Genomic DNA, 13004 nt, shown 5'->3' with positions numbered 1-13004 from the left:
CTTTGCACCAAAACCGACACTTCTAAGCCCTGCGCTTTGGGTTGTGTCCAGCCTGAACCCGCTTCCCTCCAGACCTGCGCCCAATTCCGCGAAGCCGTCACCCTCCGCGCCGAAAGCGCGCAGCGCGGCAGGGCGTCCGAAGGCGGTAGCGCAGCGGCCGCGGACCCCTTGCCGCGCGAAGCGCACCCCGATGGTAATCACGGGGATAACAGAACTTCAGCTACCGTCTCCGCGTTGGAGTGCATTTGATGTCTTTGACTTTGTTACACCCACCTGGAGTTAGCGTTCTCTTTGCTCGTTCCGATTCCTGTTACTTCGACCTGGTCAAGGATGTCTACGACATCAAGCGCGATGCCCGCAACTATGTCGGCCCTAATCCTGTCGTTGCTCACCCTCCATGTCGTGGCTGGGGTCGCCTTTCCCACCTTGCAAAGCCGCGCCACGACGAAAAAGCTTTAGGTCTGTTCGCTGTTGATTGCGTTCGCCGTTTTGGTGGTGTCCTCGAACATCCTCACGCCTCCAAGCTATGGGCGGCTGCTGGTCTTCCCATTCCCGGTGCTGTCGATTCATGGGGCGGGTATACCATTCTGGTCGATCAGGGATGGTTTGGCCATGCTGCACCAAAACCCACTTGGCTTTATATCTGTGGTGTGCTTCGCGCTTCTGTTCCAGCTATTCCGGTGCAGTTACACCGTGCTGGTGGACGCACGTTGAGCCTTTCGCTTGCTCAAAGAGAAAAAACGCCTCTTCCCTTCGCTCAGTTTCTCGTTTCTATTGCTACTTTCGGTGGCGCTCCTGTTACTTCCACCCAAATGCTTGACGTTGTTACACCGACCAGGTGTTTACGTCGGCATAGTTACATCGATCTGGTTGATTGCCTGATTGGTTGATTTTCATGAATTCAACACTGACCCCAATTCCAAAACCCGGCCGCAAAGTTTCCGGCGGCTTGCTGGTTCTTGATGGTTCTGAAGTCAAACTTCGTTTGCTGGCCGAACGTCATTCAACTAAAAGCCCGGTACATATCGACTGGCTTCGCTTTACGACATTGCGCCGCAATGCGCCCACTGCCTCACTCGATCATCTGTTCCCAAAGGTAGAAGCAAAAACTACATCGATTTGGGAAACTGCGACTCGCTGTGATGACATCAAACGCACGCTCTCTCAATTGCCAGATTGCGACTTTGACGCCTCCGCGCAAGCCTATGAACTCGCCACGCAAACCGCCGAAGCCTTGGGTCCAGATTTCATTGTTTCCAGTGAGTTCAAAAAAGGCCACGACTTCTATAAATTCCGCTGGGGCATTGAACGTCACGGATCTGAATGCGGTTGGGTTGGCTTCCTCGCCAGTGGTGATAAGCCACGCCAGCAAGCCCAATCAAATACGCTCCATGTGAACCTCTTTGGCGCGGCTTGTACCTTCGCTTCAATTGGTTGGTCTGAGCGCATAGCGGACATCATTGACGACTGTTCCGCCGTCATCACCCGTGCTGATTTGGCTCTTGATTTTTTCGACGGCCTCCCCGGTGGTCTTGACTCTATCGTCAGCGAATACAAGGCGGGTTTGTGTAATGTGGGCGGTCGGCAGTTGAAGTCGAATTGCGTGGGCGACTGGCTCAACGGCAAAGAACGATCCCTCTATTTCGGCTCGAAAGAAGCGGGAAAACAAACCAACTGCTACGAAAAGGGCCATCAACTGTTCGGTCCTCAATCCGGCTCGGACTGGCTCAGGGTGGAACTCCGCTACGGCAATAAATTGCGTGTTCTCTCGTCCGACTTACTCCGTCGTCCGGCTGATTTTTTCGCCGGCGCTTCGGACTGGCATGCCTCGACCCTTCTTAAAGCTGCCCAAATCGTTAACCCTGAACCCGTTAAATGTGCGCCTCGCCTCCAGACCGAAACCGTCCTTGCTGAGTGCACCAGGTCCGTTCGTTGGGCTGTCGAAACCGCTTCGGCCACGCTAGCCACCGCTTTCAAATATTTGTCTGAAGATCAATTTTTAGAACTGGTCACAAATCGTAAAAAACCCGGTCGCCTGGACAAGTTTTCAGACACTGAAGTTCGGTCTTGCTATTCCAAAGCATGGGACCGTCTGCACTCGTTTATGTCTCCATCGGTTGAAGGCTGTAGCCCGGCTTTTGCGTAACCGTCAATCAAGGGCAATTAGGAAAAAATCATGAAACTCAATTCGCAAGTCCTTTGCACCGGCATCAAAGAAAGCGCTGGCGTTTTCGAAGGCAAACCCTTCTCCAGCACCACATTTCATCTGAACGTTGACGTTGCGGAAAACGGTGCTGGCCGTTCCCTCGGCTCAGTGTCTCGTCCCTTCAAATTTGGCGACGCCACTGAGTTCGAAAAATGGGCTCACTTGAAAAATTCGTGGCCTGCTGCCGGTGTTACTTGCAATGTCGTTTTCGACGTTGTGAGCGGTGCCGATAACACTAGCAAATTGACTCTGATCGACATCAAGCCGATGACGGCCACGCCTCGGGCTGCGTAGTTATGCGTCTGCTCGTCCAATCCCTGACCACGGGAAAATTCCTGTGTCCGTCGCTTGAGGACGGGCAACCGGTGTGGGTGTCTGATTTGCGTGAAGCGGGTGGCGGTGTCATTGATGACCCTGAAGCGCTTCATCAGTGGGTTTTAGATCATTGCGACCATGACGATATGCCGGTGCTGGTTGATCTTGATCGCCTCGGTTCTGACAACGATTACCCCATTCTCTCCACCTGATCAAAGGCTTTTATGTTCCTCCGTCTTCTCGTTCTATTAGGCGCGGTGTCTAGAAATTTCAGTCTCTAGCCCTCTTCTCGAAGGCTACGGACCGGAATTTCCCGGTATTCAAATGGAGTTCTTCATGAACAACAAACAACTTTTCGCTCGCTTGGCTGTTATCTCCGCTGCTGTCGGTACTGGTGCTGCTAACGCTGCCATTGACGTCACCGCCGCAACTGCCGGCGTTGCTGACGCTCAAACGGCTGTTTTGGCTGTGCTGGCTGTGATGATCGGCATGGCTGCTGCTATTTACGGTGTCAAAAAAGTGCTGAGCCTGCTTGGTCGTTAAACCCTCGGGTTTTTTAATGTCACTCTCGCGGGTGACATTGGAAAATTAGGGGTTTTTATGCGGTGTCAATCATTCACGTCGGCTTATGTGTGCACCAATGCATCGGGGACAACCTGTACTAAAAAGCTTGTCAACATAGCGTTGATGTCTACACCAGCGCCGTGTAATTTTTCAAACGGTGACGTCGCTGTTTTGGAGCAGGTGGACGTCACTGCACTTGCGACTTTGCAGAGTTCCGACACTTCGCAAGGTGCGGCGATTACGTCTCTCACGGCCAGTGCTGCTGATGTGGCCGCACTCAAGGGCCAAATGACTCTGATACAGGCCGGTACAACGCTTCAGGCACCGCCTACCGTCCGGGCTGATGTCATGCAAGCTGAGGCCATCGTCTTCAGTGTCACTCTTGCTGCTGCTGCCACGATCTGGGGCGTCAAGCAACTACTGAAACTTTTCAAGGGTGAACCCAATGGGGATTAAAAATGACAAATTCAATCGAATTTCAGGTGGCGCTGTCCTACTGCTTGCTGCTCTGGCTTCTTTTCCGGTAGCCGCTGTTGAATGGAGCAAATCGAGCGACTTCGTTTGGAACATCGGTACCGGCAAAATTGATGTCTTTCCCGGTCAAGGCTCTGGCAATGTTTGGGCTGCTGGCGAACTGAAAGCTAATCCGCTTGGTCCAACCTTGCAGCGTCAAAAGGCTTTACCGTTTAATCCCTCTCCGACCGCTAATTTCAAATCTACATTTACGCCAAAAGCTATCGCTAAAGCGCTGCTTTCTCCGACGTCCGCAATTATCAATTTGGCGCTGTATGCGGGTGTCTCTAAGTTGTTAAGCGATGCATGTGTTCGGGGCATGGGCGGTACTATGTCGCTTGCTCCGGGTGGTCAATGGGAAGAATGTCAGACGATTAACGCTGTTGGCGTCACGTATGAGGACTCGGACCCTGCGGATTTGTATCCAGGTTATGCGGCTGCCATGCAGGGCTATTTTTCGAAGTACTCGAAACCCGGTCATATGTATGCAACGACCTCATCGAATTGCACTGGCGGAAAGACTACTGACAGTTTTTCTTTTGCCCCTCACGACCAAGATCCGAAGTACATGCGTATTTTTATGGAGCGTGTGTCTACGTGTTCAGACTATGCCGACTCTCCGAAGCATGAGATTTTGATTAAGTCCCCGCGTTCGAAGAGTTCGACGTTTAAAGATCCCACAAAATTTCAGCCTTCTACTGCACCTCTTGTTCAGGTCGCTTTGGAAGAACGTTTGGTAACTATGTCGCAGGCTGATTTTTCAAACGGATATCACGGAGTTCAGGGTGATGCGGGTCACGTGGTTGATGACATCATTCAATCCGGCAACGGCATTGAGCCCGACGTCGATGTGACCGGCCCGACGAGTCAGCCCGGTCCGTCGTCCTCTACGACCAATACGACCACCAACACGACCACGACAACAACGACCACGAACAATTACACCTACAACAAGGAAACGCCCGTTAAATCAAACGTCGCTCAGAGCGTTGTTACCAATGTTTCGGTCACCAATAATTCGACTGGTGCTGTCACTAACAGTACGACGACTTCGACGAAAGAAACCGTCAACCCTTGCGAAGGGTCTCCCGATACGATCGGTTGTGCAAAGTTCGGCGCGCCTGAATCTCCTGAGCTTCGCAAAGACACGTTCGACGTGACCGTGATTCCCGAAACCTTTTCGTCCGCTGCTGGCTGCATTCCTCCGCTTCAGTTCTCCGTTATCGGACATACGTATTTCATTTCTTATACGCCCGTTTGTGATGCCATGGTGTATCTCAAATTTATCATTCTGGCTTCGTGTACGTTCATTGCTGCGTATATCTTGGCCGACTCTTTCCGGGTCTGATCATGGGTACGCTTGCATCATTTTTATTTGCTGCCGCTGGTCCGCTTGTCATCAAAGTCCTTTTGGCGCTGGGTATCGGCACTCTCACGTTCACCGGCGTAACCGCTGCGCTCCAAGCCTTGATTCAGGCCGCACAAACCAACTGGTCATCAATCCCTTCTGATGTGATGGCCCTCGCCAGTTTGGCTGGGGTTCCTGAAGGCCTCGGAATCATTGCCGGTGCCTTCACGTCTCGCGTCGGCATGTGGGCTGCGGCTTCGGCCACAAAGTGGATTACCAAGTAGTCCGTTGTTACACCCAGCTGCAACCCTGCCGCTGTTACATCGACCAGGTTAAACAATGCTGTATCTCGTCACCGGCAACCCCGGATCAGGCAAAACGCTCTATACCGTTTCCACGCTTCTGCAAAAACTCGCCGCTGAAAAAGTCAAGGGCAAAGACGGTGTCTTAGTCCCCCGTCGGCTGGTCATCGATGGCATCAAAGGTCTTGTCATCCCGCATGAAATGATGACTGCCGGGGTTGAGGACAATGAGGGCAATTTGCTGCCAGCTCCTGACGGCTCCGGCGTTTGGAATTGGCCGGACTGGTGCAAACCCGGCGACGTCATCGTCATTGATGAGGTGCAACGCTGGTGGCGTCCTCGCGGTATGGGTGCTAAGCCTCCGCGTGAAATCAAGGCGCTCGAAACCCACCGTCACATGGGTGTTGATTTCATCATCGTCACGCAAAACCCAATGCTGCTCGATCAAAACGTGCGCCGTCTCGTGGGCCGTCATCAACACGTTCGGCGTCTGCTCGGTATGCAACGTGCGGTCATCTACGATTGGGACTCCTGTCAGGCTGACACGTCGCGCACCAAGTCGGCGGCGATCTCGATGTGGAACTATCCACGGTCCGCTTACAAGCTCTATCAGTCTTCCCAACTCCACACCAAGCAACGCCAGAAAATCCCCGCATGGGTTGCTATCCCGGTGCTGGCTATCGTTGGCCTTGTGGTGGTCGCTCCGAAGGCTTACAGCGTCATGGCGGGTGCCATGGGCGGTAAGGGTATTGCCTCTGCTCCTGCGCCTGCTCCAAAGGTCACCACGACTGTCTCAGTCGTCACCACACCTCCTGCTGCGCCACTCGTAGCCGCTCCAGTGGTAGCCGTTGCCGCCATCCCTGCGGCCTCTGGGCCTGTCGAATCCTCGGTGGTGGCCGGATGCATGTCCATCGGCAAAAAATGCGTCTGTGCTGACGCTGAGGGCGTTGCGGTGGACGTCAAGCCCGGCTTTTGTGAATCCAAGATATTGGGCTATTCACTGCCTGGACAAAAAACCGTTGATGTCTCCAACATGCTGCCGCTTTACAGCGGTCCACCGCTTCCGGCCTCGGCTGCCGATCTTGAGGTTCTAGCGTTCATGGCAAAGGGCCGAAGGAACTCGGCGTATTGATGCCAATGGCCAAGCCGTTACACGTAACGATTCAAGGGTAATTTATGGCACGTCAAAAAATACATGCAACTCCTGCCGCTCGTGTTGCTGCCCACCGCGCTAAAAAAGACACGGTAACGGTTTCCGTTGATCTGCCTCGCGATCTGGTGGACGCTTTGAATGAGTTCATGCGGTTTAAGAATTTGACCAAAGTTCAAGTTTTCTCTAAACTCATAAGCGGCCAGCTTCTTCGAAAGCGCTGATCCACCATTTACACTCTTTCAAAATAAAAGGGAGTGATTCATGGGAATGCAAGATCGGGATTGGTATTGGGATGGGCGTAATGCTGACGGTTCGCTTAAATCTTCGTCTTCGCCTGTGTCAAAGTTTTCTGTTTCGTCAAAAATTTCGCCAGCTCGTTCATGGCATCCGGTCATAACTTTGTTGGCCGCTGTTTTTATTTGCGTTTGCACTTATGCCGTTCTTCGATTAATCCTGAGAATTCGTTGAAAATTTCCTCTTTTTGATACAAACATGGGGGACCCAAAGCCGCGAATAGCAGGCTGTCCGCTTTAGCGGTGGGGGTATGGGGTATGGGGCGGCACGGCCCCATGTAGCGAAGCGAAACGGCTGTTATTCTTTGCCCTCAAAAAAATAAGCTTCAGGGGGAATTGGTGATTTTTGGCTATGCCCGTGTTTCGACTACAGATCAAGAAACGACACTTCAAATTGATGCACTCAATCGAGCTGGTGTCCAGGTCATCTATCAAGAAAAAACGAGCTCAGTCGGTGCACGAATTGAGCTTAGAAAACTCCTTGCTGTCCTGAAAAAAGATGATTTATTAATCGTTTACAAGCTTGATCGACTTGCCCGAAGCCTCAAGGATTTGCTATCAATTTTGGAGCAAATAGAAAAATCTGGCTGTGGCTTTAGAAGCCTGACTGAGCCAATTGATACCGTCAGCCCTGCCGGAAAATTGATGCTCAATATTTTGGGAAGTGTTGCTGAATTTGAGCGCTCATTGATTCGTGAACGCTCCATTGCCGGACAAGTTGCGGCGATCAAACTGGGCCGTTGGCCGGGTCGCCCAAAGAAACTTTCACCAGATCAGGAACTTGAACTCTTTGACCTTTGGGCCTCTGGCGTCACAAAAGCCGACTTGACACGTAAATTCAACGTCAGCCATGATGTCGTAAAAATGGCCATTTTCCGGGTCACCAGACCAGAACACCCACGGGTTTACGGAAATAGACCAGTGATCGGAAAACTGATAGGCCAAAAGATAAAGGGCCGATAGTCCCTTTGATCTTTGTCATCCTGAATCGGGATAAACCCTGATTTTACTTACTCGCCACTTGCTGCCCCCTGAATTTCTCATTTTTCACGGTACAGTGAATCGGTTGGCCAATCGCCTGCATCAATTTTCCATTGGTGTTTCGCAGCGAGGAAGCAACGCAGCGGTGGTGCCGCTTGCGTTGCACCCCTACTCAGCGAAACAACGACAGGAGATGTTTATGACAGGCAATTCAGCGCTGGTTCTGGCGCTCATTTGTGGGTTCATTGCCGTGGGATACGGCTTTTGGGCCCGAAGTTGGATACTTTCCCAAGATGCCGGCAATGCGCGAATGCAGGAAATTGCAGCCGCCATTCAAACCGGCGCGGCGGCTTACCTGGCCCGGCAATACAAAACCATTGCCATCGTGGGCGTGGTGCTGGCCATTCTGATTTATTTATTTCTTGATTCCTTGAGCGCCATCGGCTTCGTGGTGGGTGCCGTGCTTTCAGGCGCCTGCGGCTTCATTGGCATGAACGTGTCGGTTCGTGCCAATGTGCGTACCGCGCAGGCCGCCACCAAAGGCATTGGCCCGGCGTTGGATGTGGCCTTTCGCGGTGGCGCCATCACCGGCATGCTCGTGGTGGGGTTGGGCCTGCTGGGTGTCACCGGTTTCTATTGGTTTCTGGTGGGCAATGGCAACCTGACGCCTGACATGAACCTGGCCAAGCTGCTCAACCCGCTGATCGGCTTCGCCTTTGGCTCCTCGCTGATCTCCATCTTTGCCCGCCTGGGCGGTGGCATTTTCACCAAAGGAGCCGATGTGGGCGCTGACCTGGTGGGCAAGGTCGAGGCTGGTATTCCCGAGGACGACCCGCGCAATCCGGCCGTCATTGCTGACAACGTGGGTGACAACGTCGGAGACTGTGCGGGCATGGCGGCTGACCTGTTTGAAACCTATGCGGTCACCCTGATCGCCACCATGGTGCTGGGCGCCCTGCTCGTGACGGGTGCGGGCACCAGCGCGGTGGTCTACCCGCTGGCGTTGGGCGCGGTGTCCATCCTGGCGTCCATCGTGGGCTGTTTCTTCGTCAAGGCCACACCAGGCATGAAAAACGTCATGCCAGCCCTGTACAAAGGCTTGGCCGTGGCCGGTGTGCTCTCACTCATTGCATTTTACTTTGTAACGTTGTGGTTGATGCCTGACAACGCGATTGCCGCCTCGGGCAGCCAGATGAAGCTGTTTGGCGCCTGCACCGTGGGCCTGGTACTGACTGCCGCACTGGTGTGGATCACCGAGTACTACACCGGCACGCAGTACGCCCCGGTCAAGCACATCGCACAGGCCTCCACCACGGGGCACGGCACCAACATCATTGCCGGCCTGGGGGTTTCGATGCGCTCCACCGCGTGGCCGGTGTTGTTTGTGTGCGTGGCAATCTGGTCTGCATATGCGCTGGCAGGCCTCTACGGCATTGCCATTGCGGCAACGGCCATGCTCAGCATGGCTGGCATTGTGGTGGCACTGGACGCCTACGGCCCCATCACCGACAACGCTGGCGGTATTGCCGAAATGGCTGAAATGCCCAAGAGCGTGCGTGACGTGACCGACCCGCTGGATGCCGTGGGCAACACCACCAAGGCGGTCACCAAGGGTTACGCCATCGGTTCAGCCGGTCTGGCCGCGCTGGTGCTGTTTGCCGACTACACCCACAAGCTCGACAGCTACGGCAAGGTCATTACGTTCGACTTGAGCAACCCGATGGTCATCATTGGCCTGTTCATTGGCGGGCTGATTCCCTACCTGTTCGGTGCCATGGCCATGGAAGCCGTTGGCCGCGCTGCCGGTGCCGTGGTGGTGGAAGTGCGCCGCCAGTTCCGTGACATCAAGGGCATCATGGAGGGCACGGCCAAGCCCGAGTACGGCCGTGCGGTGGATATGCTAACCACGGCAGCCATCAAGGAAATGATGATCCCGTCGCTTTTGCCCGTGGTGGTGCCCATTCTGGTGGGGCTGATCCTGGGACCGGCTGCTTTGGGCGGCTTGCTGATGGGCACCATCGTGACCGGGCTGTTTGTGGCTATTTCCATGTGCACCGGTGGCGGCGCCTGGGACAACGCCAAAAAGTACATCGAAGACGGCCACCACGGCGGCAAAGGCTCCGAAGCGCACAAAGCGGCCGTCACCGGCGACACCGTGGGCGACCCCTACAAAGACACGGCGGGCCCGGCCATCAACCCACTCATCAAGATCATCAACATCGTGGCGCTGCTGATTGTTCCGGTGATGATGAAAATCCACGGCGGCTGACCGGGACAACTTGCATTGATTCAACTCAAAGCCCGCTCTGGCGGGCTTTTTTTCTTCTCAATTGAACTCTATTGACACCCCGACATCAGTAGCTATAGTCACTTTTCATGAATCCACTTTCTTTTCTGGACACCCCAGGATTTGACGATGTCTGAACTTGTCGTACGTCGATTGCTGATTGACCTGGACTCCCCAGTGCTGCGCCACTGGTTCGGTGGCGACGCCTTTCGAACAGCGCTCTTCAATGCCTTGTCCATGAGCTTCCCGGTGGGGGAGCAATTCTTTATTGACTCTGTGCGCCTTGGGCTCAAAACTCTCCCTGCCGCGGAGCAAGAAAAATATGCAACAGAAACACAGGGCTTTATCGGGCAGGAGGCCACGCACCGGCGCATCCACAGCCTGTTCAACGCGCAGATTGAAAAACATGGGCTGATCAACCACTGGGCTCCCCGGGCCGAAAAAAGGCTTCAGCGCCTGAGCACCTTTCATCCGCGCCATTGGTTGGCCATCACCGCGGCCACGGAACACTTCACCGCCGTATTTGCCGAATGGATGCTGCGCAATCCTGATTTGTTCGAAGGCACGGAGACACGACTGCAAACACTGTGGCTCTGGCACAGCGCCGAGGAGTCTGAACACAAATCCACAGCCTTTGACCTGTACCACGCGCTCGGAGGCACTGACGCCTCCCGCATCAAGTGGTTCAAGCACATCACCCTTCTGTTTTTGCTGGACCTCTTGCGCCAGACGATCAACAACCTTGACCGGGATGGCACGCTGTGGCAATGGCGCACCTGGAAGAGCGCTGCCAGTTTTCTGTTTGGCCGGCAAGGCATGGTACGGCTGAGCTACCAGCCTTGGCGCGCTTACAAAAAAACTGACTTTCACCCCGACCAGTTGGCCAGCGAGTTGTCCGTCAACTGGTTACAAAACCACACAGATACGTACGCCGTTGTGAACCCCAAACCGCCCGTCGCAGCGTGACAACAGGGTTACCATCGTCCAACAACTCCATCAGGCAGGTGCAAATTTGAACTCCCGCTATATCTTGCTCGGCAGCGCACTGTTGTCCGTGACGCTGCTGACGGTCGGCTGCTCTTCCATGTTGCCGCAAGCGCGCAGCGAATCGTCACCCTTCAAGACCTTTGACGAAGCCCGCGACGCCATCAAGGGCCTGACGCCCATGAAAAGCACGGTAGCCGTGCTGTCCCGGCTGGGCATTGACCCGGTCCAGCAACCCAACACCACCATCCTCACGCATGCCGACATCGTGCGCCAGTTTCTGCCCAGCGGCTTGCTCAAAAGAGAAGACCTTGATCCAGGCGTTCTGGCTTGTCTGGACGCACGCGACGCCTGCCGGGGCTGGGCGATCTCCGCAGCCCGCATTCTCAAGGCGCGCACCGGCAACTTCTTTCTGGATTTCACCAATTTTTCACGTCGCTCCGAAACGACCGGCTGGCGTTTTAATGCGCTGGTTTTGATGGTTGACGATGTGGTGGTTTACCGCGCCTGGGGAGGACAACCCAGCGTCAATGAGCTGGAGGTCACCAGCAACCCGCTGGGGCCGCTGCAAGAAATGGGTCCCGCCATCGTGACCAACCGCTAAAGAGACTTTTTAATTCATGCAGTTCAACTTCATCGCCAACGCCTCACGCCCCTCCTCCTCAGGTCGTACGCTCCCCGTGATTGACCCCTCCGATGGGCAACCCTATGACGAAATCCAGCGCAGTAACGCAGCGGATATAGATGCCGCCGTGCGGGCCGCGCGCGAAGGTTTTGACGCCGTGTGGGCCAAGTTCAGCGCGGCAGAACGCGGCCGCCTGCTCATGCGGCTCTCCCTCAAAATCACCGAGCATGCCGAGGAGCTGGCCAGCATTGAGCAACGCGATTGTGGCAAACCCACCCGACAGGCCCGTGCCGACGCGCTGGCCCTGGCCCGCTACTTTGAGTTCTACGCCGGGGCCTGCGACAAGCTGCACGGCGAGACCCTGCCCTACCAGGAGGGCTACAGCGTCCTGACCTGGCGCGAGCCGCATGGTGTCACCGGCCACGTGATTCCTTGGAATTACCCGATGCAGATATTTGGCCGCAGCGTAGGCGGCGCGCTGGCGGCGGGCAATGTATGCGTGGTCAAACCTGCCGAAGATGCCTGCCTGTCATTGCTGCGCGTGGCGCAGCTGGCCGCCGACGTGGGCTTTCCGGCTGGCGTCCTCAACATCGTGACGGGTTACGGCCATGAGGTCGGTGACGCCTTGGCGCGCCACCCCGGCATCGACCACATCAGCTTCACCGGCAGTCCTTCCGTGGGCACGCTCATTCAGCAAGTCGCAGCCCAGCGCCACTGCCCAGTGACGCTGGAGTTGGGCGGCAAAAGTCCTCAAATTGTGTTTGCCGATGCCAACCTGGATGAGGCAGTGCCTGCCATCATCAACGCCATCATCCAGAACTCGGGCCAAACCTGTTCCGCGGGCTCCCGGTTATTGGTGGACCAGGCCATTTACGAGCCCTTGCTGGAACGGCTGGGCGCTGCGTTTGAAAGCCTGCGCGTAGGTCCTGCGGCCATGGACCTGGATTTGGGGCCCCTGATTCGCCAGCAACAACAGCAGCGGGTCTGGGATTTCCTGAGCGACGCCCAAGTCGCGCATATTGCGATGGTCGCCCAGGGCAAAGTGGTTGACGAAGCCCCTGAGACAGGGTTTTACCAGGCTCCGACCTTGCTGCGTGATGTGCCGGTCATGCACCGCCTGGCTCAGGAAGAAATATTTGGTCCGGTGCTGGTGGCCATGTCGTTTCGCGATGAGGACCATGCGGTGGAACTGGCTAACGCAACGCAGTTTGGCCTGGTCGCCGGGGTGTGGACAACCGAGGGTGCACGTCAGTTCCGGATGGCCCGGCGGCTGCGCTGTGGCCAGGTGTTCATCAACAACTACGGGGCGGGTGGCGGCGTGGAGTTGCCATTTGGCGGTGTCAAGTCCAGCGGCCATGGTCGCGAAAAGGGGTTTGAGGCGCTCTATGGCTTCACGACCCTCAAAACCGTGGCCTTACGCCACGGGTGAGGGT

15 protein-coding genes are annotated in these 13004 nt (G+C 55.4%); all 15 read left to right on the top strand.

Annotation, left to right across the window (positions count from 1 at the left end; translation table 11 throughout):
* Positions 1-248 precede the first annotated feature (248 nt).
* The 15 genes from AC097N_RS02555 (at position 249) to AC097N_RS02485 (ending at position 13000) form a co-directional block, all read left to right on the top strand.
* Entirely contained in the window at positions 249-890 is a 642-nt protein-coding gene (locus AC097N_RS02555) for a hypothetical protein (RefSeq protein WP_479579149.1), read from the top strand.
* A 5-nt stretch (positions 891-895) separates the two neighbouring features.
* Positions 896-2146 carry a replication initiation factor domain-containing protein gene (locus AC097N_RS02550; RefSeq protein WP_479579148.1) on the top strand — a complete coding sequence of 417 codons (1251 nt, stop codon included), beginning with the start codon at positions 896-898 and terminating at the stop codon, positions 2144-2146.
* Between the two features lie 30 nt (positions 2147-2176).
* Positions 2177-2500 (top strand): hypothetical protein, encoded by a 324-nt coding sequence (locus AC097N_RS02545; protein WP_479579147.1) that lies wholly within the window; start codon positions 2177-2179, stop codon positions 2498-2500.
* Between the two features lie 2 nt (positions 2501-2502).
* Complete coding sequence (locus AC097N_RS02540) at positions 2503-2733, top strand: hypothetical protein (protein WP_479579146.1); 231 nt, start codon at positions 2503-2505, stop codon at positions 2731-2733.
* 124 nt (positions 2734-2857) lie between these two features.
* Complete coding sequence (locus AC097N_RS02535; protein WP_479579145.1) at positions 2858-3064, top strand: hypothetical protein; 207 nt, start codon at positions 2858-2860, stop codon at positions 3062-3064.
* Positions 3065-3208: 144 nt separating this feature from the next.
* Positions 3209-3541: a hypothetical protein gene (locus AC097N_RS02530; RefSeq protein ID WP_479579144.1), complete on the top strand. Its 333-nt coding sequence runs from the start codon at positions 3209-3211 to the stop codon at positions 3539-3541.
* Complete coding sequence (locus AC097N_RS02525) at positions 3531-4946, top strand: virulence factor TspB C-terminal domain-related protein (RefSeq protein ID WP_479579143.1); 1416 nt, start codon at positions 3531-3533, stop codon at positions 4944-4946. Before AC097N_RS02530 ends, AC097N_RS02525 begins: the two co-directional genes overlap by 11 nt.
* 2 nt (positions 4947-4948) lie before the next feature.
* On the top strand, positions 4949-5230 hold the full coding sequence (locus tag AC097N_RS02520; RefSeq protein WP_479579142.1) for a DUF2523 domain-containing protein: 282 nt from the start codon (positions 4949-4951) through the stop codon (positions 5228-5230).
* 55 nt (positions 5231-5285) lie between these two features.
* Positions 5286-6380 carry a zonular occludens toxin domain-containing protein gene (locus tag AC097N_RS02515; RefSeq protein ID WP_479579141.1) on the top strand — a complete coding sequence of 365 codons (1095 nt, stop codon included), beginning with the start codon at positions 5286-5288 and terminating at the stop codon, positions 6378-6380.
* 44 nt (positions 6381-6424) lie between these two features.
* A complete protein-coding gene (locus AC097N_RS02510) occupies positions 6425-6622 on the top strand; it encodes a hypothetical protein (RefSeq protein WP_479579140.1) in 198 nt (65 codons plus the stop codon).
* Positions 6623-7033: 411 nt separating this feature from the next.
* Positions 7034-7657: a recombinase family protein gene (locus AC097N_RS02505; protein ID WP_479579139.1), complete on the top strand. Its 624-nt coding sequence runs from the start codon at positions 7034-7036 to the stop codon at positions 7655-7657.
* Between the two features lie 217 nt (positions 7658-7874).
* The gene (locus AC097N_RS02500) at positions 7875-9944 is read left to right on the top strand and encodes a sodium-translocating pyrophosphatase (RefSeq protein WP_479579138.1); all 2070 of its coding nucleotides are present in this window, start codon (positions 7875-7877) and stop codon (positions 9942-9944) included.
* Positions 9945-10091: 147 nt separating this feature from the next.
* Positions 10092-10928: a metal-dependent hydrolase gene (locus AC097N_RS02495; protein ID WP_479579137.1), complete on the top strand. Its 837-nt coding sequence runs from the start codon at positions 10092-10094 to the stop codon at positions 10926-10928.
* Between the two features lie 46 nt (positions 10929-10974).
* A complete protein-coding gene (locus AC097N_RS02490; protein ID WP_479579136.1) occupies positions 10975-11550 on the top strand; it encodes a hypothetical protein in 576 nt (191 codons plus the stop codon).
* Positions 11551-11566: 16 nt separating this feature from the next.
* Positions 11567-13000 carry an aldehyde dehydrogenase family protein gene (locus AC097N_RS02485; RefSeq protein ID WP_479579135.1) on the top strand — a complete coding sequence of 478 codons (1434 nt, stop codon included), beginning with the start codon at positions 11567-11569 and terminating at the stop codon, positions 12998-13000.
* Positions 13001-13004 lie beyond the last annotated feature (4 nt).

The sequence above is a fragment of the Rhodoferax sp. LS1R11 genome (assembly GCF_056521395.1).
Note: the sequence above shows the minus strand (reverse complement) of the source record. Positions and strands in the feature narration are given on the sequence as shown.

Excerpts from the sequence above, each read along its gene's own strand:
- AC097N_RS02555 (WP_479579149.1), top strand. The coding sequence starts at position 249 with ATGTCTTTGACTTTGTTACACCCACCTGGAGTTAGCGTTCTCTTTGCT.
- AC097N_RS02550 (WP_479579148.1), top strand. The coding sequence starts at position 896 with ATGAATTCAACACTGACCCCAATTCCAAAACCCGGCCGCAAAGTTTCC.
- AC097N_RS02545 (WP_479579147.1), top strand. The coding sequence starts at position 2,177 with ATGAAACTCAATTCGCAAGTCCTTTGCACCGGCATCAAAGAAAGCGCT.
- AC097N_RS02540 (WP_479579146.1), top strand. The coding sequence starts at position 2,503 with ATGCGTCTGCTCGTCCAATCCCTGACCACGGGAAAATTCCTGTGTCCG.
- AC097N_RS02535 (WP_479579145.1), top strand. The coding sequence starts at position 2,858 with ATGAACAACAAACAACTTTTCGCTCGCTTGGCTGTTATCTCCGCTGCT.
- AC097N_RS02530 (WP_479579144.1), top strand. The coding sequence starts at position 3,209 with ATGTCTACACCAGCGCCGTGTAATTTTTCAAACGGTGACGTCGCTGTT.
- AC097N_RS02525 (WP_479579143.1), top strand. The coding sequence starts at position 3,531 with ATGGGGATTAAAAATGACAAATTCAATCGAATTTCAGGTGGCGCTGTC.
- AC097N_RS02520 (WP_479579142.1), top strand. The coding sequence starts at position 4,949 with ATGGGTACGCTTGCATCATTTTTATTTGCTGCCGCTGGTCCGCTTGTC.
- AC097N_RS02515 (WP_479579141.1), top strand. The coding sequence starts at position 5,286 with ATGCTGTATCTCGTCACCGGCAACCCCGGATCAGGCAAAACGCTCTAT.
- AC097N_RS02510 (WP_479579140.1), top strand. The coding sequence starts at position 6,425 with ATGGCACGTCAAAAAATACATGCAACTCCTGCCGCTCGTGTTGCTGCC.
- AC097N_RS02500 (WP_479579138.1), top strand. The coding sequence starts at position 7,875 with ATGACAGGCAATTCAGCGCTGGTTCTGGCGCTCATTTGTGGGTTCATT.
- AC097N_RS02495 (WP_479579137.1), top strand. The coding sequence starts at position 10,092 with ATGTCTGAACTTGTCGTACGTCGATTGCTGATTGACCTGGACTCCCCA.
- AC097N_RS02485 (WP_479579135.1), top strand. The coding sequence starts at position 11,567 with ATGCAGTTCAACTTCATCGCCAACGCCTCACGCCCCTCCTCCTCAGGT.